Annotated in this window: 17 protein-coding genes; 11 read left to right on the top strand and 6 right to left on the bottom strand. The window is 73.0% G+C overall.

Features of this window, described 5'->3' with window-relative positions; all coding sequences use genetic code 11:
* Positions 1-171: 171 nt before the first annotated feature.
* Positions 172-594, top strand: coding sequence for a PIN domain-containing protein (locus ACWEQL_RS31560; protein WP_452153775.1), 423 nt, complete (start codon positions 172-174; stop codon positions 592-594).
* Positions 595-661: 67 nt separating this feature from the next.
* Here the strand turns inward: ACWEQL_RS31560 and ACWEQL_RS31555 are convergent, their stop codons facing one another.
* Positions 662-1,747 (bottom strand): Gfo/Idh/MocA family protein, encoded by a 1,086-nt coding sequence (locus tag ACWEQL_RS31555; RefSeq protein WP_452153774.1) that lies wholly within the window; start codon positions 1,745-1,747, stop codon positions 662-664.
* Positions 1,748-1,963: 216 nt separating this feature from the next.
* Positions 1,964-3,061 carry a lytic polysaccharide monooxygenase auxiliary activity family 9 protein gene (locus tag ACWEQL_RS31550; RefSeq protein ID WP_452153773.1) on the bottom strand — a complete coding sequence of 366 codons (1,098 nt, stop codon included), beginning with the start codon at positions 3,059-3,061 and terminating at the stop codon, positions 1,964-1,966.
* 397 nt (positions 3,062-3,458) lie between these two features.
* On the opposite strand from ACWEQL_RS31550, the gene ACWEQL_RS31545 reads away from it, so the two are divergent.
* The 4 genes from ACWEQL_RS31545 (at position 3,459) to ACWEQL_RS31530 (ending at position 7,804) form a co-directional block, all read left to right on the top strand.
* Positions 3,459-4,238, top strand: a complete 780-nt coding sequence (locus ACWEQL_RS31545) for an HAD-IIA family hydrolase (RefSeq protein WP_452153772.1) — start codon at positions 3,459-3,461, stop codon at positions 4,236-4,238.
* A 147-nt stretch (positions 4,239-4,385) separates the two neighbouring features.
* Positions 4,386-5,720, top strand: a complete 1,335-nt coding sequence (locus ACWEQL_RS31540) for a low temperature requirement protein A (RefSeq protein WP_452153771.1) — start codon at positions 4,386-4,388, stop codon at positions 5,718-5,720.
* 140 nt (positions 5,721-5,860) lie between these two features.
* Positions 5,861-6,586, top strand: a complete 726-nt coding sequence (locus tag ACWEQL_RS31535) for a uracil-DNA glycosylase (RefSeq protein ID WP_452153770.1) — start codon at positions 5,861-5,863, stop codon at positions 6,584-6,586.
* Between the two features lie 99 nt (positions 6,587-6,685).
* The gene (locus ACWEQL_RS31530) at positions 6,686-7,804 is read left to right on the top strand and encodes a glycoside hydrolase family 6 protein (protein ID WP_452153769.1); all 1,119 of its coding nucleotides are present in this window, start codon (positions 6,686-6,688) and stop codon (positions 7,802-7,804) included.
* 50 nt (positions 7,805-7,854) lie between these two features.
* On the opposite strand, the gene ACWEQL_RS31525 is transcribed toward ACWEQL_RS31530, so the two are convergent.
* The 4 genes from ACWEQL_RS31525 to ACWEQL_RS31510 form a co-directional block, all read right to left on the bottom strand.
* Positions 7,855-9,798 (bottom strand): galactose oxidase-like domain-containing protein, encoded by a 1,944-nt coding sequence (locus ACWEQL_RS31525; protein ID WP_452153768.1) that lies wholly within the window; start codon positions 9,796-9,798, stop codon positions 7,855-7,857.
* A gap of 113 nt (positions 9,799-9,911) precedes the next feature.
* On the bottom strand, positions 9,912-11,900 hold the full coding sequence (locus ACWEQL_RS31520) for a glycosyltransferase family 2 protein (RefSeq protein ID WP_452153767.1): 1,989 nt from the start codon (positions 11,898-11,900) through the stop codon (positions 9,912-9,914).
* A 555-nt stretch (positions 11,901-12,455) separates the two neighbouring features.
* Positions 12,456-13,205, bottom strand: a complete 750-nt coding sequence (locus ACWEQL_RS31515; protein WP_452153766.1) for a 3-oxoacid CoA-transferase subunit B — start codon at positions 13,203-13,205, stop codon at positions 12,456-12,458.
* 5 nt (positions 13,206-13,210) lie between these two features.
* Positions 13,211-13,972 (bottom strand): CoA transferase subunit A, encoded by a 762-nt coding sequence (locus ACWEQL_RS31510; protein WP_452153765.1) that lies wholly within the window; start codon positions 13,970-13,972, stop codon positions 13,211-13,213.
* Between the two features lie 341 nt (positions 13,973-14,313).
* Here ACWEQL_RS31510 and ACWEQL_RS31505 point away from each other — a divergent pair, with 341 nt between their 5' ends.
* The 6 genes from ACWEQL_RS31505 (at position 14,314) to ACWEQL_RS31480 (ending at position 20,422) form a co-directional block, all read left to right on the top strand.
* On the top strand, positions 14,314-15,618 hold the full coding sequence (locus tag ACWEQL_RS31505; RefSeq protein ID WP_452153764.1) for a substrate-binding domain-containing protein: 1,305 nt from the start codon (positions 14,314-14,316) through the stop codon (positions 15,616-15,618).
* Between the two features lie 116 nt (positions 15,619-15,734).
* Positions 15,735-16,487 (top strand): ABC transporter ATP-binding protein, encoded by a 753-nt coding sequence (locus tag ACWEQL_RS31500; protein ID WP_452153777.1) that lies wholly within the window; start codon positions 15,735-15,737, stop codon positions 16,485-16,487.
* A 110-nt stretch (positions 16,488-16,597) separates the two neighbouring features.
* Entirely contained in the window at positions 16,598-17,374 is a 777-nt protein-coding gene (locus ACWEQL_RS31495; RefSeq protein ID WP_452153763.1) for an ABC transporter ATP-binding protein, read from the top strand.
* A complete protein-coding gene (locus ACWEQL_RS31490) occupies positions 17,374-18,240 on the top strand; it encodes a branched-chain amino acid ABC transporter permease (RefSeq protein ID WP_452153762.1) in 867 nt (288 codons plus the stop codon). Before ACWEQL_RS31495 ends, ACWEQL_RS31490 begins: the two co-directional genes overlap by 1 nt.
* A 128-nt stretch (positions 18,241-18,368) precedes the next feature.
* Entirely contained in the window at positions 18,369-19,502 is a 1,134-nt protein-coding gene (locus ACWEQL_RS31485) for a branched-chain amino acid ABC transporter permease (protein WP_452153776.1), read from the top strand.
* Positions 19,499-20,422 carry an alpha/beta fold hydrolase gene (locus ACWEQL_RS31480; RefSeq protein ID WP_452153761.1) on the top strand — a complete coding sequence of 308 codons (924 nt, stop codon included), beginning with the start codon at positions 19,499-19,501 and terminating at the stop codon, positions 20,420-20,422. Before ACWEQL_RS31485 ends, ACWEQL_RS31480 begins: the two co-directional genes overlap by 4 nt.
* The last annotated feature ends 93 nt before the right edge of the window (positions 20,423-20,515 follow it).

Raw genomic sequence — 20,515 nt, 5'->3', positions numbered from 1 at the left:
ACAAACACCCACACCACACACAAAAATTATTCAAACAGAATAGGGAATACGCGATTTTCTCCGGTGTGACTGGAGTTCTGTCGTGTGCTCTACCTATCTGTGGGGCGGGGGGGGGCGGGGCCGGGGGCGGCCGGCCGGCCGGGCGCGGCGGCACGACCGGACGGGGACGCCGTGGCTGAGCGAAGGCGCGCCTCCCGGCGCCGGCCGGCCGGGGTGCTCGACACCTGTGTGTACATCGATCTGGCGCTGCTCAGCCCGGCGGACCTGCCGGCCGTGCCGGAGCTGACCGCGATCACCTTCGCCGAGCTGCAGCAGGGCGTGTCGATGGCGCGCGACCCGGTCACCCGGGCCGCCCGCCTCGAAGTGCTGGGTGCGGCGATGGCGGACTTCGACCCGCTGCCCTTCGACGCGGACGCCGCCGCCCGGTACGGCACCCTGGTGACGCTCACCATCGCCGCCGGGCGGCTCCCGCGTCCGCGCCGGATCGACCTGATGATCGCCGCCGTCGCCTCGGCCCACGGCCTGCCGCTGTACACGCGCAACGTCGGCGACTTCCGGGGGCTGGGCCCGGCGGTCGAGGTCATCGGGATCTGACCCCGGGGCGCCCGGGCTTCCGGGGTTCCCCGGTCCGGGCCCGCTCCGGGTCCGGGCCCGGACCGGTTCAGTCCAGGCGGACGGCCTTCCCGGTGGCCGCGGAGGCGCGGGCGGCCTCCAGGACGGTGAGGGTGGCGACCGCGTCGCGCGGGTCGACCGGGGGCGGGGTACCCGGGTCGGCCAGGGCGGCGGCGACGCCGGCGTAGTAGGCCGGGTAGTCACCGGGGTCGGTGGCGACCTGGGCGGAGGACCCGTCCGTGCCCAGGGTCCCGTAGCGGGCGGGCTCGTCCGCGCCCCAGGGGCGGGCGCCGTCCGGGCGGTGGCCGGCCCGCAGGTCGGCCTCCTGCGGGTCCATGCCGAACTTCAGGTACCCGGCGGTGTCGCCGAGCACCCGCAGCCGGGGGCCGGCCAGCGGGGTGATGGCGCTGGTCCACAGGTGGGACCGGGTGCCGGAGGCGTGGGTGAGCGCGAGGAAGGCGTCGTCGTCGACCACCGCGCCGTCCCGGCGGACGTCGATCTCGGCGTAGACCGTGTCCACCGGACCGAACAGGGCGAGCGCCTGGTCGACCAGGTGACTGCCGAGGTCGTACAGCGTGCCGCCGACCTCGGCCGGGTCGGCCAGCTCGCGCCAGCCGGGCTTCGGCTTCGGCCGGAACCGCTCGAAGCGGGACTCGAAGCGGTGCACCCGGCCCAGCGCGCCCTCCTCGATCAGGCGGCGGGCGGTGAGGAAGTCGCCGTCCCAGCGGCGGTTCTGGAAGACCGAGAGCAGCGTGCCCCGCTCCTCGGCGAGCTTGCACAGCTCCAGGGCCTCGGCGGCGGTGGCGGCCAGCGGCTTGTCGACGACGGTCGCCAGCCCGGCGCGCAGCGCGGCCCCGGCGAGCGGGACGTGGGTGCGGTTGGGGGAGGCGATGACGACCAGGTCGAGGTCGTCGCGTTCGGCGAGGAGCTGCTCGGGGGTGTCGAGGGCCCGGGTGCCGGGGTGGTCCCGCTCCAGCTGGGCGCGGCGGTCGGGGTTGGCGGTGACCACCGCGTCCAGCCGGAGCCCGGGCGTGCTGGCGATCAGCGGGGCGTGGAAGGCGGAGCCGGCCAGGCCATAGCCGACCAGGCCGACGCGGAACGGGGGGCGCGAGGTGGGGCGTGACGTGGGGCTCATGCGCCCTACTCAATCACGGTGCGCCCGGTTGGCCCGGGTTTGGTCGGGCCCGTCCCGCAGGGGCCCGGCCGGCCCGGCCGCGTGTGGGGGTGCGCATGTGGGGTGCGCGTGCGGGGCCGGGCCGGCGGTCGGGGTGGTCCGGTCCGCGGTCGGGGTGGTCCGGTCCGCGGGTGGTCGGTCGGGGTGGTCGGTCGGGGTGGTCGGTCGGGGTGGGGGTCAGCGCGCGTGGGCGCCGGGGCTGCGGCGCTTGCGGTGGATCACGGCCACGGCGGCACCGGCCAGCAGGAAGGCGGAGCCGACCGAGGCGATGATCCCGATGGAGCGGTCGGAGCCGGTCTGGGCGAGGTTCCCGGCCTCCGCGGTGGTGGACGAGGGTGCGGCGGCCCCGGCCCCGGCCGCGGTCGGAGTGGTGCCGGCCGTGCCGGTGGCGGCCTGGGTGGTGCGGTCGGTCGCCGGTGCGGGCGCGACGGCGCTCGACGTGGCCGGGGCGGGGGCGGGCGCGCCGGTGGTGGCGGTGGGAGCGGCGGTCGGGTGGTCGTGGCCGCCCGGGTGGCTGCCGCCCGTACCGCCGCCGGTGGCGCCTCCCGTGGTGGTGCCTCCGGTGGTGGTTCCGCCGGTGCCGGTCCCGCCCGTCGTCGTGCCGGTGGTGCCGCCGGTGGTCGGGGCGGTGCCGCTGCCGTCGAAGACGACGTCCGAGCAGGAGTAGAACGCCTCCGGGCTGTCCGAGCGCTGCCAGATCGCGTAGATCAGCTGGCGTCCGGTCCGGTTGGCCGGGATCTTCCCGGGCAGCACGTAGGAGCCGTCGACCAGCTTCGGGTCGGTGACCGTGAGGAAGGGCTGCGACTCCAGGTTCGACCAGGCCAGCGGCTTGGTCGGGTCGTAGGAGGCGTTGGTGATGAACAGTTGGAAGCTGCCCCGGTGCGGCGCGGTGGCCCGGTAGCGGAAGGTGAAGTCGGCGCCGGCGGTGAGGTTGGTGGCGGGCCAGTCGGCGCGCGGCAGGTCCATCCCCGTGTAGACGGGGTCGCCGGCGCTGCACAGCTTGCCGTCCGGGATCAGCTGGCGGTGGCGTCCGGCCGCGTCGCCGATCCGCAGGCTCATCCAGTCGTACAGCGCGGCCTTGCCGCCGGTGGCGACGGCGGCCTTGCACGCGGCCGACTTCGGGTTCTCGGCACCCTCCAGGAAGCAGCCCTCGACCCGGCTGAGCGGGTTCTGCATCGAACCGTGCCCCGCGGCGGTGCCACTGCCGAGGACCGTGGTGAGGCCGGTGGTGGCGAGGACGAGGGCGACGGCGGACAGGCGGTGGCGCACGGGCATGGCGGAGAACCCCTTCGAAGGGAGCCGGTGGGGGAGGGTGTGCCCTCACGCTAGCCGCAGTGGAAGGGGTCGCTGAGGGGTCATCAGAGCGGTTAGGGGCGACTTAAGGAGTCCTTGAGGCACGGGTGGCGGTCGGGGGCGGCGGGCGGTGCGGCGGTCGCGGGCGGTCCCGTGCGGCCCCGGGGAGCCCGTGCGCGGTCCCGTCCGGTGGGCGGGACGTGCTGCCGTCGGGCAGGTGTGCGGATTAGGCTGTGCCCCGTTGGGGCAGCCAGTGGTACCCCCGGCGGTCCGGTGTCCCGAGGAGGGTCCGGCCGGTGGGAGGCGCAGCGGTGACGGCGGTGCGCCGCAGTTTCGTACGACCAGAGCAAGACGTCGCAAGACTTCGGGAGACACGCACGTGGCAGACCGCAAGCCCATCGAGTCCTGGCTGACCGACATGGACGGGGTCCTCATCCACGAGGGCACGCCGATCCCCGGCGCGGAGGAGTTCCTGCGCCGGCTGCGGGAGTCCGGCAAGCCGTTCCTGGTGCTGACCAACAACTCGATCTACACCCCTCGCGACCTCAGCGCCCGGCTGGCCGGCATGGGCCTGGAGGTGCCGGAGGAGTGCATCTGGACCTCGGCCCTGGCCACCGCGAAGTTCCTCAAGGGCCAGCGGCCCGGCGGCACCGCGTACGTGATCGGCGAGGCCGGTCTGACCACCGCGCTGTACCAGGCCGGCTACGTGCTGACCGACAACAACCCGGACTACGTGGTCCTGGGCGAGACCCGGACGTACAGCTTCGAGGCGCTCACCAAGGCGATCCGCCTGATCAACCAGGGTTCCCGGTTCATCTGCACCAACCCGGACGAGACCGGCCCGTCCACCGAGGGCGTGCTGCCGGCGACCGGTTCGGTCGCGGCGCTGATCACCAAGGCGACCGGTGTGGAGCCGTACTTCGTCGGCAAGCCCAACCCGCTGATGATGCGCGAGGCGCTGAACACCGCCGGCGCCCACTCGGAGAGCGCCGTCATGATCGGCGACCGGATGGACACCGACATCGTCGCCGGCATGGAGGCGGGCATGGAGACCATCCTGGTGCTGACCGGTCTCACGGCGGCCGCGGACGTGGAGCGCTTCCCGTACCGGCCGACCCGGGTGGTCAACTCGATCGCCGATCTGGTCGAGCTGATCTAGCGGAGCTGATCCAGCGGCACCGCCGGCCCGGCGGTGTCCGCAGGTCAAGGGCCCTGTCCCCGGTACGGCCGGGGGCGGGGCCCGCCGTGTACCGCCGGGCAGGGGAGTTCCGTGCGGTGCCGAGCGACTCATCGAAGGAGGGGGCGGATGAGCGGTACGGGCGAGCCGGTCGAGGCTGCCGGGGCGGCGGAGTCGGGCGAGGTGTCCGGTGTGGCCGGACCGGTGGAGTCGGGCGCGTCGGGTGAGTCGGGCAGGCCGGGTGAGTCGGGTGAGGAGAAGCGGGTCACCTGGGCGGAGCTCTACTTCGACCTGGTGTTCGTCTTCGCCATCACGCAGGTCTCCGGACTGCTGCACCACCACCACGACTGGGCGGGCATCGCGCGGGCCCTGGTGGTGTTCGTGCCGGTGTACTGGTGCTGGGTGGGCACCACCGTGCAGGCCAACATCCGCGACGTGGACACCCCGAAGGACCGCCTCGGCATCTTCGCCGTCGGGCTGTCCGGCCTGTTCATGGCGCTCGCCGTGCCCGGCGCCTACGAGGGCCGGGGCCTGCTGCTGGGCGCCGGGTACTGGGCGGCCCGGCTGGTGCTGCTGGCCATGGTGATACGCATCCCGGGCGCCTGGCGCGGCCCGTACGGGGTGGGCGTGCTGGTCAGCGGGCCGCTGCTGCTCGCGGGCGGGCTGCTGCCGGAGGGGCCCCGGGTCGCGCTGTGGGCGCTCGCGGCGCTGTGCGACCTCTCCGCGCCGCTGGTGTTCCGCAGCCGGCTGGCGCGGGTGGCGTACCACCCCTCCCACATGCCGGAGCGGTTCGCGCTGTTCCTGCTGGTGGCGCTCGGCGAGTCGATCGTCGGCATCGGTGCGACGGCCGCCGCCGCACACCTGGACGCGGCGGAACTGACCGCGGTGGCGGCGGCGTTCACCATCTCCTGCGGCCTGTGGTGGCAGTACTTCGTGCACGCGGCGGACGCCATGCGGCACGCGGTGACGGTCGCCGCCTCGCGCCGCGACCTGGTCCGCCGGGTCTTCCAGTACGGGCACCTGGCGCTGGTCGCCGGGGTGATCGCGGTCGCCGTCGGCTTCGGCGAGACGGTGGCCGAGCCGACCCACGCGCTCGGCCCCGGCACCGTGGGCCTGCTGTACGGCGGCTGCGCGCTGTACCTGCTGACCTTCGGCTACACCCGGTGGATGATGTTCCGCTCGGTGTCGACGACCCGGCTGGTCGCGGCCGGGGTCGTGCTGGTGCTGCTCCCGCTGATGGTGCGGATGCCGGCGCTGGTGGTGCTGCTGGTGCTGGCGGCCGTGCTGGTGGCGCTCAACGTGGTCGAGCACGTGCGGGTGACCCGGGCGGGCCGGGCCGGCGACGGGGACGGGATCGGGGGTGCCGTCGTGCCGCGGCCCGGGTCGGAGGCCGGTCCCGGGGCAGGGCCGGAGGCGGTCGGGTCCGCTCCCGGGGCCGGGTCGGAGGCCGCTGCGGGGGCGTGAAGGACGGCTCCGAGGAGGCTCCTGTCAGTGGGGCTGTGTAGCGTTCTGGGTGGAAAGAGGCGTACGGGGCAGGCGACCGAGGTACGCCGCAGGTCGGGGCGGTGCGGTGGTGAGCCGCCGCCCGGTGGGAGGTTGATGTCGTGACGGACACTGTCGAGGCGGGCGTGACGGAGCCGGGGGCCGGCGGGTTGGAGCTGCCCGAGTCCTGGAGCCCGGTGCTGGGCGCCGAGACCGAGAAGCCGTACTTCGCCGAGCTGGCGGCCTTCGTGGCGGCCCAGCGCGCGGAGCACCAGGTGTTCCCGCCCAGCGGCCAGGAGTTCTCGGCGCTGGAGGCCACGCCGTACGAGAAGGTCCGGGTGCTCGTCCTCGGCCAGGACCCGTACCACGACGACGGCCAGGCGCACGGCATGAGCTTCTCCGTCCTGCCGGGCACCAAGACCCCGCCGTCGCTGCGCAACATCTTCAAGGAGCTGGACGCCGACCTCGGCGTCCCGGCCCCCGACAACGGGTACCTGATGCACTGGGCCGAGCAGGGCGTGCTGCTGCTCAACGCGGTGCTCACGGTGCGCGCGCACGAGCCCAACTCGCACAAGGCCAAGGGCTGGGAGAAGTTCACCGACGCGGTGATCAAGGCGGTCAGCGACCGCGAGGAGCCCGTGGTCTTCGTGCTGTGGGGCAACTACGCGAAGAAGAAGCTGCCGCTGATCGACACCTCCCGGCACGTCGTGGTGCAGGGTGCGCACCCGTCGCCGCTGTCGGCCAAGCTGTTCTTCGGCAGCCGCCCGTTCTCGCAGATCAACGAGGCGCTGGACGGCTTCGGCGTCGAGCCGATCGACTGGCGGGTGCCGGACCTCAAGCAGAAGTGAGCACCGGCCCTTCCCCGCACCGGTCCTGACGCCCGGTCCGACCGTCCGATCCGCGGGCCGGACGGTCGGCGGGCGGGCCGTGCCCGGTGTGCGAAGCTGGTGCCGACCGGGTCACCGGACCGGGTCTGGGAGGGGCTGTACGTGCGCCGGGTGGGGCGAGGGGCGGGGTACCGGCTGGCCGTCGGGGCCGCGGTGCTGGGACTGATGGCGGGCCTGGCCGGCTGCACCGGGTCGGCCGGCTCCGGTGGCGCGGCTGCTTCCGGGGGCACGGGTGGTTCCGGCGGGGGTGACGCGACCACGGGCGGTTCGTCCGCCGGGGGCGCGTCCGGTCCGGGCGCACCCCAGCTGCCGGGCCAGACCTTCTTCGTCTCCGACCGGACCCTGGCCGCCCAGCAGGTGACCGCCCTGCGCGGCCAGGGCCGGGCGGCGGAGGCCGACGCCCTCACCCGGATCGCCGCCCAACCCTCCTCGCAGTGGCTCGCCGACAACGACGCGCGGACCATCGCGCAGCAGGTCAGCCGGTCCGCCGCCGGGGTCGGCCGGACCGCGGTCTTCGTCGTCTACAACATCCCGCACCGGGACTGCGGCCTGTACTCGGCGGGCGGGGCGCCCGACGCGGCCGCCTACCGGGCCTGGGTCACCGAACTGGCCGCGGCCCTCGGCGACCGCAGGGCCTGGGTGATCCTGGAGCCGGACGCCGTCGCGCACACCCTGGACAGCTGTGGGGCGAAGGGCGATCTCGTCGCCGAGCGGTACGGGCTGCTGGCCTTCGCGGTGCAGGAGTTCAAGAGGAACCCGCAGGCCCGGGTCTACCTGGACGCCGGCAACCCCGGCTGGACGAAGGACCGGCCGGCCCTCGCCGAGGCCCTGCGCAAATCCGGCGCCGGGGTCGCGGACGGCTTCGCGGTCAACGTCTCCAACTTCTTCACCACCGAGCAGAGCGCGGCCTACGGTGCCGAACTGTCCGGCCTGCTCGGCGGGAAGCCCTTCGTCATCGACACCAGCCGCAACGGCAACGGCCCGCTGAGCGGCGAGGCCTGGTGCAATCCGCCCGGCCGCAAACTGGGCGAGGCCCCGACCACCGGCACCGGCCGGCCCGGGGTGGACGCCTACCTGTGGATCAAGAACCCCGGGGAGTCGGACGGCGAGTGCGGCCGCGGCGAACCCCGGGCGGGCCAGTTCTGGCTGCCGTACGCGCTGGGGCTGGTCCGGGCCTGAGCACCGCGGGCGCCCTCGCTCCCGTACGGTGGCGGGCGCAGGCGGTGGGTTCAGGCGGTGACCCTCATCCAGCGGGCCACCGACGGGGTGCCGGCGCCGTCCGTCACGAACAGCATGTACCAGCCGGGCGGCAGCAGATCGGCGTTGGTCGGCAGGGACAGGGTCACCGAGTTCCCGGTGCGGCCGGTGACGTCCAGGGCGACCGAGCGCTGCTCCACGTCGGTCGCATGGGTGACCGAACTCGGCCGGATCAGCTTCGCCGTGGCGACCGCCTCCGGCCTCTCCGCGCCCACCGTGACGGCGCCGCCCAGCCGCGCCGTGTCCGGCGCCCCGGTCAGCCGGGGGCGCTCGCCGTGGAACAGGTACGCCGGGGTGTAGATCTCGACGCGCTGCTCGAAGGACGCCGGCGCGGTGTCGTCCTCGTCGGCGAAGAGCGGGTCGGAGCCGAGCACGACGACCCGTCCGTCCGGCAGCAGCAGCGCCTCGGAGTGGTAGTCGCGGCCGACGGTCGGTTCGGCGGCGGTGGTGAAGGTGTTGCTGTCCGGGTGGTAGACCTGCGCCCTGAGCAGGTCGCTGCGGCCCTTGCCCCGGTAGTCGGCGGAGCCGCCGGTGGTGAACACGGTGTCGTCCGGCAGGATCACGCTGTTGAGGTAGCGGGTGCCCCCGGCCGGTAGGTCCGGGCCCGGGGTGAAGACCGGCCTCGGCGCCGAGAGGTCCGCGATGTCCGTACGGGCCGTGGACAGCGGTGACTCGCCGACGCCCCCGCCGCCCAGCACCATCACCCGCTGCGCCTGGGCCGGCGGCAGCAGCACCGAGGAGGAGGTCTCGGTGAGCGCCGGGTCGCGCAGGCCGGTGACCGGCTGGAAGCTGTTGTCCCGCAGGTCCCACAGGCCCGGGTCGCGGCCCCTGTCCGCGGGGCCGTAGCCCGCGTTGGAACCGGAGTAGAACAGCCGGCCGGAGGCGGTCAGGAAGATCGACGGATAGGTGGGGAAGTAGCGGTCGGGCGCCTTGGACCAGGTCCTGGACGCTGGATCGTAGTACTCGTTGTCGTTGCCGCTCAGGATCCGCCCGGTCTCGTCCAGCCCCGACACGGTGACCACCCGGCCGTCCCCGAGCCCGGTCAGGGTCGGGTACCAGCGGGCGTACGCCATGTCGGTGACCGGCTCGTACAGCTCGGTGTCGGGATTGAACTCGAAGGCGGAGCGGATGCCCTGGAAGTCCTGCTTCTCCAGCGTCATCCGCTCGCTCATGCCGTAGAGGTTGCGGGCGTCCGCGCCGGTCAGACCCTTGATCGTGTACTGCGCGGGGGAGCCCGCGACGTACTCGGGGCCCTCGGCGACCGCCTCGGCGAACACCTTCCGCTCGCCGGCCTCCACCACCGTCCGCGCACCGGAGCCGGTCTTGGTCGCGGCCGGGACGGTCACCTCGGCGGTGGACGCGTACTCGCGGCCGTCCGGTGACACGAACACCGTGCCCCTGGGGAACGTCCGGGCGGCGTCCGGGTTCTCGTTGCGCACCCGCACGGTGCCCGCGGCCCTCTTCACCGCGCCGTCCAGCGCCTCGTAGCGCAGGGTGCCGCCGGCCACCAGCACCCGGCCGTCGGGCAGCGAGGCGTGACCGCCGCAGAACATGTCGGCGGGCGTCGGGACCGACCTGTAGGTGTTGGCGACCGGGTCCCACAGCAGGCTCTTGAAGCTGCCCGCGTCGAAGCCGCGCCGGTCGTTGCCGGAACCCGCGATGATCAGGATCTTCCCGGTGCGCAGCAGCGTCGCGTGGATCGCGTTGATCCGGAACTCGGCGGGCAGGGTGACGGTCTGCCAGTGTCCGTACTCCGCCTTGTACTCGGGACGGTTGATCACGTACTGGTGGTACTGCTCGGAGGCGAAGCCGAGTACGGCCGGCGCGTTCATCCCGGCCACGGTGAGCGCGACGGTGCTGCCGAGCGCGAAGCGCCGGACGCGGCCCACGCGCGGGGCGGTGGTGCGGATCTTCATGGTGAGGGTCCCCCTGGTGCGGCTGCTCGGCGTGCTCTGCGTGTGCGGCGGTGCTCTGCGTGCTGCGTGCTGCGTGCGGCGTGCGCTGCGTGGGGCGCCGGTGGGGCGGAGGGTCAGTGTGTGGTGGTGGGGGCGCGGCCCTGGGTACTCGCCTCCGGCGCGCCGCGCAGCTGTGCGGGGACGGCGGGGACGGCGGGGGTGGCCCGGACGGCCCGGGTGGCCGAGACGGCCGGTGCCGGGGCCGGCGGCATCAGGCTGAGCGTGGAGGTGGGCCGGGCGAGGCGTGCGCGGACGGCGTCCGCCGCGAGGAGCAGCACCGGCAACAGGCAGGCGAGCAGCGCGACACAGGCCCAGGTGCGCATGGCGGTGTGCCCGTGCCCGGTGAAGAAGGAGGCGGTGACCGCCCCGCCGAGGACCAGCGCCCAGAACAGGTGGACCCGGAAGGTCCGGAGCCGGTCGGGGCTCGCCGACCCGCCCTTCGGGGTCACCACGAAGCGGCTGGGCAGGCGGAACACCGCTTGCAGCAACGATGCCGCATAGATGGGACCGCAGAGTGCCGACATCACCATGCCCGCCACCCCGGAGGAGCCGGCCGGCTCGTGCGGGCTGACGTTGTGCTTGCGGTTCCAGGTGTAGAGCAGCACCTGCAGCGCGGCCGCGTCGCTGTACAGCATCATCCAGATCTCCGAGGACACCTGGACGCCCGAGACCCCGAACCCCAGGTACAGCACGCTGGACACCCCGCCCAGCAGCCAGGTGAGCGCCGCCATCGGGTAGAAGCAGACCATCAGCGTGTAGTTGAGCAGCCGCCCGGGCGACAGCTGCCGGGCCGCCCGCCAGTACTGGGTGAGGAGGGTCTCGTAGGTGCCCCGGCTCCAGCGCAGTTGCTGGGAGAAGAAGTCGGTCCAGGAGGACGGGCCCTCGCCGACCGCGAGGACGTCCGGTGTGTAGACGGACTTCCAGCGGGCCCCGGTGTCCGGATTGCGGCGGCGGTGGAACTCCAGCCCGGTCGCCATGTCCTCGGTGATCGAGTCGTACAGCCCGCCGATCGAGCGCAGGGCCCCGATCCGCACGGCGTTGTTGGTGCCGACGAACATCGGTGCGCCGTAACGGTTCCCGGCCCGCTGGATCAGTGCGTGGAAGAGGAACTGCTGGCTCTCCGAGAACCTGGTGACCGCCGATCCGGAACTGCGGTAGTTGCCGTACACCTGCGGGCCGACGACGAACGCCACATCGGGGTCGCGGAAGTACCCCAGCATCCGTTCGCAGAACTCGGGCAGCGGTACGTGGTCGGTGTCCACCGACACCCAGAAGTCGTAGTCCGCGCCGTGCGCTTCGAGCCAGCTGTTGTAGTTGCCGTGCTTGCTCCCGGCGCGGAACCGGCCCTTGGCACCGTTCCACCGCCCGACGCCCCGACGGCTGAAGTGCCGTGCGCCCAGCTCGGCGCAGAGGGAGCGCATTCCGGGCTCGTCGCCCTCGTCCAGCAGCCAGACGTCGTACGGCCCGTGGTGGCGTACGTCCAGTGCGGCGGTGAGGGTGGCGCGGACCATCTCCGGGGGTTCCTTGCCCGGGACGCAGGTGGTGAGGAAGGCGACCCGGGTGCCGGACTCCGGTACGACGGGGACGGGATCACGGGCCACCAGGGTGGCGTGGGCGTTGGAGACGACGTTGACCAGGCGGAAGACCTCGACCAGCGCCACGATCGCGACCATCACCTTGTCGCCGACGAGTAACCAGGTCTGGGTCTCGCCGGGCCGCTCGGGCCAGTGCCCGGGCAGTAACAGCCAGCACAGCAGCACCGCCTCGACGACCGGCGCCGCGATCAGCAGCAGCGCGGCCCGGATCCGGTGCGGTTCGCGGCGCAGCAGGCTCCGGTACCGGACGCGATAGGGCGGGTGGCCGTTCTGGTGGCCGTCCTGGTAGTAGTCCCGGTGGCCGTCCAGGATGTCGTCGACGGTGATCGGCGGGCCGGCGAGACGGCTGAAATGCGCGTAGTCGTACGGCGCTTCGGGAACCGGGGCCGGGGCCGGGTCCGGCCCCGGTGCCGCGGTCCGCTCGTCCTCGTCCGTGGAACACCCCGCCCGTCCGAAAGGTCCGTCCATGATCGAGCTCCCCCCGTGGCCGACCCGCTCGCCGGCCCCACCGTGCGCTCTCCGGCCGGGAGGCACGGCGTACCGGTGTCGCGGCGCGGCGGCGACCCGCTTCCCCCGGGGCCGTTCGTCCAGGTGTTCCGATCGTCCGATCGGAACACCGCCCGGTGAACCCCTCGGTCCGAGGTGGTTCCGGGCCGTCAATCATTAAAACGCGCACGATCGATTGCGGTGCAATGCCGCCGCGGATGCGGGGTTTCGGCCCACCGCGTGAACTCCCCTTGTGGTGTGCCGGACCCCTGGATCGCCCCAACTCTCCCGGAGGCATTGCGTGATCGCAACAGGGCCGTCGGATGATCACTGCCCGGCCGCGGGGATGTGGCGGAGTTCGGCCATCCCCGCGACCGCAGGTGTTATCGGTGTTATCGGCGTGAATCGCGGATCTGCGCTCGAATGCGTGCGCGAATGCGCGTGTGAATGCGCACGCGAAGGTCGGACCGCTCCGCGGACGATCGCCGGCTGACCGGTGCGGGGCGGTCCGGCCTTCGACGGTGGTCGGGCGGGTGCTCAGCCCGGCAGGAGGAGGCGCGGCCCGGTCGCCGCCCGGACCTGCTCGACCCCCACGCCAGGGGCCGTCTCCACCAACTGGAGTCCGGCCGGGGTCACGTCGATGACGGCCAGGTCGGTGACGATCCGGTGCACGACACCGCGTCCGGTGGCAGGCAGCGACAGCTCGTCGACGATCTTCGGGGAGCCGTCCTTGGCGGTGTGCTCCATGACGACGATCAACCGGCGGGCGCCGTGGACCAGATCCATCGCGCCGCCCATGCCCTTGACCGTCTTCCCCGGGATCATCCAGTTGGCCAGGTCACCGGTGGCCGAGACCTGCATCGCGCCCAGGACCGAGACGTCGATCCGGCCGGCCCTGATCATGCCGAAGGAGAAGGCCGAATCGAAGTACGAGGCGCCGGCGGTGACCGTCACCGTCTCCTTGCCGGCGTTGATGAGGTCCGGGTGCTCGGTGCCCCGCACCGGGTACGGGCCCACGCCGAGGATGCCGTTCTCCGAGTGCAGCACCACGTGCACGCCCGGTGGAAGGTGGTTCGGTATCAGGGTGGGCAGCCCGATGCCCAGGTTCACGTACTGTCCGTCGCGCAACTCCCGGGCGGCCCGGGCCGCGAGCGCGTTCCGGGGGTCGAGGGGTTCGACGGCCGGGGCCGTGGTGGGTGCGCCGGCTGTCGCTGTGGCGGCGGGTGCGGTGGCGGCTGTGGTCGTGGCTGTGGCCGTGGTCGTGGCCGGGCCGGTCGGCGAGGTCATGGTGGTCAGGCCTCCTGGGGGACGGGGCGGATCGTGCACCGCTCGATGCGGCGGTCGGCGGGATCGGCGGCGACCACCCGGTCGACGTAGACGCCCGGCAGGTGGACGGCGTCGGGGCCGATCCGGCCCGGCTCCACGATCCGGTCGGCCTCGACGATCGTGATCCGTCCGGCGGTGGCGCACAGGGGGTTGAAGTTGCGGGCGGCGGCGTGGAAGACGCAGTTGCCGTGGCGGTCCGCCACCTCGGCGCGGACCAGGGCGAAGTCCGCCGTGATGCCCTCCTCCAGCAGGTAGCGCCGGCCGCCGAACTCCCGCACCTCCTTGGGCGGCGAGGCCACGCGGACGGAACCGTCGGCGCCGTACCGCCACGGCAGACCGCCCTCCTCGACCTGGGTGCCCACCCCGGCGGGGGTGAAGAAGGCGGGGATCCCCGCGCCGCCCGCCCGCAGGCGCTCGGCCAGCGTTCCCTGTGGGATCAGCTCCACCTCCAGTTCGCCGGACATGTACTGCCGGGCGAACTCCTTGTTCTCGCCGACGTAGGAGGAGGTCATCCGGGCGATCCGTCCGGCCCGCAGCAGCAGGCCCAACCCCCAGTCGTCCACGCCGCAGTTGTTGGAGACCACCCGCAACCCGGTGGTCCCGGCGGCGACGAGTGCGCCGATGAGCGTGCTGGGGATGCCGCAGAGGCCGAAGCCGCCGACGGCCAGTTCGGCGCCGTCGGGGATGTCCCCGACCGCGTCGGCGGGGGAGTCCAGGACCTTGTCCAAAGGGTCACCTCTTCAAGGGGAGGGTCGGGTGAGGGGTGAGGGGGTCGGGTGGGAGCTGGGGTGGGGGGCGGGGGCGGGGAGGTGGAAGCGGCGGGGGTGCCGGTGCACCACGGTCACCGGGGACGGGCAGCCCGGGCCATGGCGGCCACCGCCACGCGTCCGTACGGGCACATGGCGGCCGGCCACACCGGGCGCCCCCGGCCGGGGCTCCGGGGCCGGGGTATGGATCCCGCGCCCACAACCGGTGGCGCTGATACGTCGTTCGAGCACATGTCGCCCTCTCCGCACCGCACCTACGGTTCCGGCATCCACCCCCGCAGCACCCCCAGGAGTCGGTCACCATGCGCAGCTCGACACCCCAGACCAGGGCCGCCTCCGGCGCTCCCGCAGGCACCGCCGGCCGCAGCGGAACCAGTGGATCCGGCGGATCCGGCGGATCCGCGCGCAGGCTGGCCGCCGTCGCGGCGTGCGTGCTGCTCGCCGCCGGGTGCGCCGAGGCCGGGACCGCCGGAACCTCGTCGGCCGACGGCGGTAAGGGTGCGAAGGGCTCGGTCAAGGTCGGCCTCGTGTACTCCAGGACCGGGCCGCTCGCCGCGTACGGCAAGCAGTACCTGGAGGGCTTCAAGGCCGGCCTGAACTACGCGACCAAGGGCACCGGCACGGTCAACGGGCACCGGATCGAGTTCGAGGAGCAGGACGACGCGGGTGACCCGGCCAAGGCGGTGTCGGCTGCCAAGGACCTCATCGGCAAGGGCCACAAGATCCTGGCCGGATCCACCGCCTCGGGCGTGGCCCTCCAGGTCGGCCCGATCGCCGCGCAGAACAAGGTGCTCTTCATCAGCGGGCCGGCGGCCGCCGACAAGGCGACCGGGTTGAACAAGTACACCTTCCGTTCCGGCCGCCAGTCCTACCAGGACATCAGGACCGCGGCCTCGTTCATCGGTGACGCCAAGGGCAAGAAGGTCACCGTGCTCGCTCAGGACAGCGCGTTCGGGCAGGCCAACGTGGCCGCCGTGAAGGCGGTGCTCGGCACCCAGGGCGCCACCGTGGACGCCGTCCTCGCCCCGCCGAGCGCCACCGACCTCACCCCGTTCGCCACCCAGGCCAGGACCGCCAAGCCCGACCTGCTGTTCGTCGCCTGGGCCGGTGACAGCGCGTCGGCCCTCTGGACGGCGCTGAGCCAGCAGGACGTGTTCGCCCAGACCAAGGTCGTCACCGGTCTCGACCTCGCGGCCTCCTACCCGCTGTTCGGCCCGGCGGGCGAGAAGATCTCCTTCCTGAACCACTACTTCGCCGGAGCCGCCGGTACCCCGGTCGAGAAGGCGATGGACGAGGCCGTCACCGCCGCCGGCGGCAGGTCGGACATCTTCACCCCGGACGGCTTCACCGCCGCCCAGATGATCGTGCACGCCCTGGAGGCCGGCAACGGCTCGGCCGACGACACCTCGGTCCTGGTGAAGGCCCTGGAGGGCTGGAGCTTCGACGGGGTCAAGGGCCGGACGACGGTCCGGGCCGAGGACCACGCCCTGCTCCAGCCGATGTTCCAGGTCCGGCTGACGGGCACCGGAGCGGCCGCCAGGCCCTCCGTGGAGAAGACGCTGACCGCGGACGAGGTGGCGCCCCCGGTCACCCCGATGGCGGGCTGATCCGGATGCGTGATCCCGTCTCCCCGTCCGCTTCCGCCGTCTCAGCTGCTTCCGCCTCCGCTGCCTCTGCCGCCTCCGTCTCCCCGTCCGCCTCCGCCGCCTCCGCCGCCTCGGCCATGGTGGCGCCGGTGTTGCGGTTGCGCGGCCTCAGCTGGTCGGTGGGTGGTGTCCCCATCGTGGAGGATGTCTCCTTCTCGGTGGGGGAGGGTGAGTTCATCGCCTTCATCGGCCCCAACGGCGCCGGCAAGACCTCCCTGTTCAATCTGATCTCGGGCATCCATCCGGCCGGCCGGGGATCGCTGGAGCTCGACGGTGTCGACGTCACGGCGGAGCCGGTGCACGCCAGGGCACGCCGTGGGCTGGGCCGGACCTTTCAGACCTCCTCCCTGTGGCCCGGGATGACGGTTGCGGATCATGTGCGGCTCGCCGCCCAGGCCGCGGCCGGGCCGCGGGCCTCGTACCGGATCTGGCGCCGCGCCGATCGTTACGCGGGCCAGGTGGCCGAGACCCTTGAGCGCACCGAACTGGCGCACCGGGCCGGGACCTTGGCGGCCGCGCTCTCGCACGGGGAGAAGCGCAAGCTCGAACTCGCCGTCCTGCTGGTCTCCGACCCACGGCTGATCCTGCTGGACGAACCGATGGCCGGTGTCAGCGCGGAGGAGGTGCCCGCCCTCACCGAGCTGATCCGCTCGGTGCACCGGGACCTCGGCCGCACCGTACTGATGGTGGAGCACCACATGGATGTCCTGCTCGGCCTCGCGGACCGCCTGGCCGTGATGCATCACGGCACGCTGCTGGCACTCGACACGCCCGAGTCGGTCATGGCCGATGCCACCGTGCAACAGGCCTACCTGGGTGAGGCGCTGTGAACGACACTCCTTTCGTCGGGACCGCCTCCGCCGGCCGTGACGAGGACTCCGGCGCCGGTGGATCGGATGTTTCTGCTTCCGGGGCCCTCCTCTCGGTACGGGATCTCCGGGTGGTCATCGAGGGGCTGCACATCCTGCACGGGGTCGACCTCGATGTCGCGCCGACCGGGGTGACCGCGCTGCTCGGCCGCAACGGTGCGGGCAAGACCACCACGGTGAAGGCCGTGATGGGACTCGTCCCGCGTACCGGCAGCGTCCGCTTCGCGGGCACCGAACTCTCCGTGCTGCCCACGCATCTCGTGGCTCGCCAGGGCATCGGGTACGCCCCCGAGGATCGTGGGATCTTCGCGGGACTGACCGTGGCGGAGAACCTCCGTCTCGCCGAGCGGGCCGGGGAGGCCGAGCCCGCGTACCAACTGGTGCATGAGCTGTTCCCGGAGCTCGCCCGGCGGGCCGGCCAACCGGCCGGAACGCTCTCCGGTGGTCAGCAGCAGATGGTGGCGATCGCCAGGACGCTGCTCAACCGGAACCGGCTGATCATCGCCGACGAGCCCACCAAGGGCCTGGCGCCGAAGATCGTTGCCGAGGTGGCCGATGTTCTGGCGCGAGCGGCCGAGGCCGTGCCCGTCCTCCTGGTCGAGCAGAACCTCGCCCTGGTCCGCCGGCTGGCCGGGACGTGCGCGGTACTCGCCGACGGCCGCACCGCCCACCGGGGCGACACCGCGGAGCTGTTGGCCGACGAGGAGGCCGCCCGTCGCCTCCTGGGCGTCGGGGGTCACCGGTCGGCCGCCCGGTCCGCGGCCGTCCCGCCGTCTGCCGGTGCCGGTCCGGCGGACCCCGCCGCGGCCCCGTCGGGCCCTGCCGTCGCCTCGGAGGTGAACCCCTGATGGACACCATTGTTCTCCTTACCTGTACCGGACTCGGACTGGGTGCGTTGTACTTCCTGGTCGCCTCCGGACTGTCCCTGATCTTCGGTCTGATGGACGTGCTCAACTTCGCGCACGGTGCCCTGCTCTCCGTCGGCGCCTATGCGACGTGGTGGGCCGGCACCGAGGCCGGGCTCTCCTTCTGGCTCGCCGTGCCCTTCGGCACGGTCGTCGGGACGGCCGCGGCCGTCCTGCTCGAACTCCTCCTGATCCGCCCGCTCTACAGCCGCCCGCGGGACCAGATCCTCGCGACGGTCGGTGTGGGCCTGGCCGTGCCCGCTCTCCTGATGGGTGTGTGGGGCGCCGACGCCCGCCCCTTCCCGCAGCCGGCCCTGCTCTCGGGCACCTGGCACATGCTCGGTGCGACCGTCCCGGTCAACCGCTTCGTGCTCGTGGCCGCGGCCGTTCTGCTGCTGCTCGCTCTTCGGTTGTTCCTCGCCCGTACCCGCTACGGGCTGATCGTCCGGGCCGGCGTGGAGGACCGGGCCATGGTCACCGCGCTCGGTGTCGACGTCCGCAAGGCGTTCACCCTCGTCTTCGCCATCGGTGGGGCGGCCGCCGCACTCGGTGGTGCCCTCGGCGGCCTTTACTTCGGTTCGGTCAACCCCGGACAGGGGACCGGTCTGCTCATCTTCGCGTTCGTCGTCGTCGTGATGGGTGGCATGGGGTCCGTCACCGGAGCCGCCGTGGCCTCCGTGTGCGTGGGTCTCGTCCAGCAGTTCGCCAACTACTACACCGCTGCCGGACTCGGCGACCTGTCGGTCGTCGTCCTCCTGGCCGTACTGCTCCTCGTACGACCCCGCGGACTCACCGGGAGGCTCGCGTGAGCGCCGACACCACTCCGACCCCGGGTGCCGCCGGCACCGCGATCGGTCCGACCGCCACCACCTCGGCAGGGGGGACTGACACCAGCCCTGCCGAGAGACATTCTGAACGAGGGTCCGACGGCGGCGCCATCCCTCGAACAGGTGAATCGGTCACCGAGGGCTCGACACTGCTGCACCGAGCGCTACGCTGGTGGCCGATCGCTCCGCTGATCGTGCTCCTTGTCGCCCCATACAGTGCGCTTCCCGTCCCGGGACTGCTCGACGGTCCGCTCGGCAGCCCGGGAAGTCTCCAGCTCATCGCCCTGTGCCTGCTCTACGGGGCGCTCGCCACCGGGTACGACCTGCTGCTCGGCCGCACCGGACTGCTCTCCTTCGGTCACGCCCTCTACTTCGCGACCGGTCTGTACGCCACGGACCTCGCCATGCTGGAGCTCGAACTCCCCTTCGTGGCGGCGGCCGTCCTCGGCGTCGCCTGCTCGGTGGCGCTGGCCCTGCTGCTGGGCTCGGTCAGCCTGCGCGTCACCGGCATCGGCTTCTCCATGGTCACGCTCGCCTTCGCCCAGGCCGGCTCGATCCTCGTCCAACGCAACCCCGGCGGCATCACCGGCGGTGAGGAGGGGCGTTCCGCCCCGGCCGAGCGGTTGCCGGCCGCCCTCCTCGGCATCGAGAACACCGCCAACCTCTACTGGATCGCCGTCGGCTACCTCGTCCTCACGCTGGCCGCCGTCCACTGGGCCGTCAGCTCGCCCACCGGCCGGGTCTGGGAGGGCATCAGGGAGAACGAGCGCCGGGTGGAGGTGCTCGGACTCCGTCCCTACGGCTACAAGCTGATCGCCTTCGTCCTCGCCGGAGGCCTCGCCGGTGTCGGCGGGGTGGTCCACCTCCTGCTGACCGGCGGCGCCACGCCCCAGGCCGCCACCTCCGACGCCACGCTCGCCCTGCTGGTCATGGTGGTCCTCGGCGGGTCGGGCACCCGCTGGGGGCCGCTGCTCGGCGGCGTCATCTACACCTGGGCCGGTCACCGACTCGGTGACCTCGCCAACTCGGAGGCCGTCGCGGACCTCCCCGCCGTCCTGCGCGTACCGCTCTCCCAGCCGCTGTTCCTGCTGGGCGGCCTCTTCGTCGCCGTCGTCCACCTGCTCCCCGGCGGCCTCGCCGGACTGCCGGCCCGCGTTCGGGCCGCCCGCTCCACCCGTTCCCCCGGGGCCGCCGGCCGATCCGGCGCCCGTCGTGCCCGTCCGACAGGAGGTAGCCCCGCGTGAGCCAGTCACCGCCGCAACCCGAGGAATCGACGGTCCCGGTACCGGGCGGGGACCTGACGCTCCTCCGCTGGCCCGCCACCGTGCCGGACGCCCCGACGATCCTGGCGGTGCACGGCATCACCGCCAACGGGCTCGCCTGGTACGAGGTGGCCCGGACGCTCGCCGGCCGGGCCACCCTGCTCGCCCCCGACCTCCGGGGCCGCGGTGCGAGCCGCACGGTGGCCGGCCCCTACGGCCTGGTCCGGCACGCGGACGACGTCGCCGCGGTCATCACCGCGCTCGGTCTCGGGCCGACGGTCGTCGTCGGGCACTCCATGGGTGCCTGGGTCACCGCCCTGGCCGCGGTCCGCCATCCCGGACTCGTCCGCCGGGTCGTCCTGGTGGACGGGGCCGTCAGCTTCCCGCTGCCCGCAGGGGTGGGCGAGGAGGATGCGCTGGCCGCCGTGCTCGGCCCGGCGCTCGCCCGGCTCTCGATGACGTTCCCGGATCGGCAGGCCTACCGGGCCTTCTGGCAGCGGCACCCGGCCTTCGGTACCGACTGGTCCGACGGGATCGACGCCTACACCCAGCGTGACCTCGTGGGGGAGGAGCCCGAGCTGCGCTCCTCCTGCGTCCTGGAGGCGGTCCGCGTCGACGGCGCCCAGGTGCTGCTCGACGAGGACGCGGCCGCCGCCGTGCACCGGTTGCCCTGCCCGGGCGAGTTCCTGTGGGCGGAGCGCGGGCTGCTCGACGAGCCGCAGGGCCTGTACGACGCGAAGCGGATCGCCGCGGCCGGTCTCGACCCGGGCCGGGTGCTCTCGGCCTCCCCGGTGCCGGACACCAATCACTACTCGATCCTCTGGGGCCGGGCCGGCGCGGAGGCGATCGTGGAGCGCTTGCTCAGGGCGGTGGGGCCCGCCGGGTCCTCGGACACGCCTTAGAAAGTGTTGGGTAATTGATCAACTTCATGGCTTGATCCACTGGTGGTGATCTTTGCGTCGTCCTGTCCGTGAAGATCACTGCCATGTGTGTCT

Source organism: Kitasatospora sp. NPDC004240, from assembly GCF_053603215.1.
The sequence above is the reverse complement of the archived record's forward strand: the minus strand, read 5'-3'. Positions and strand labels throughout refer to the sequence as shown.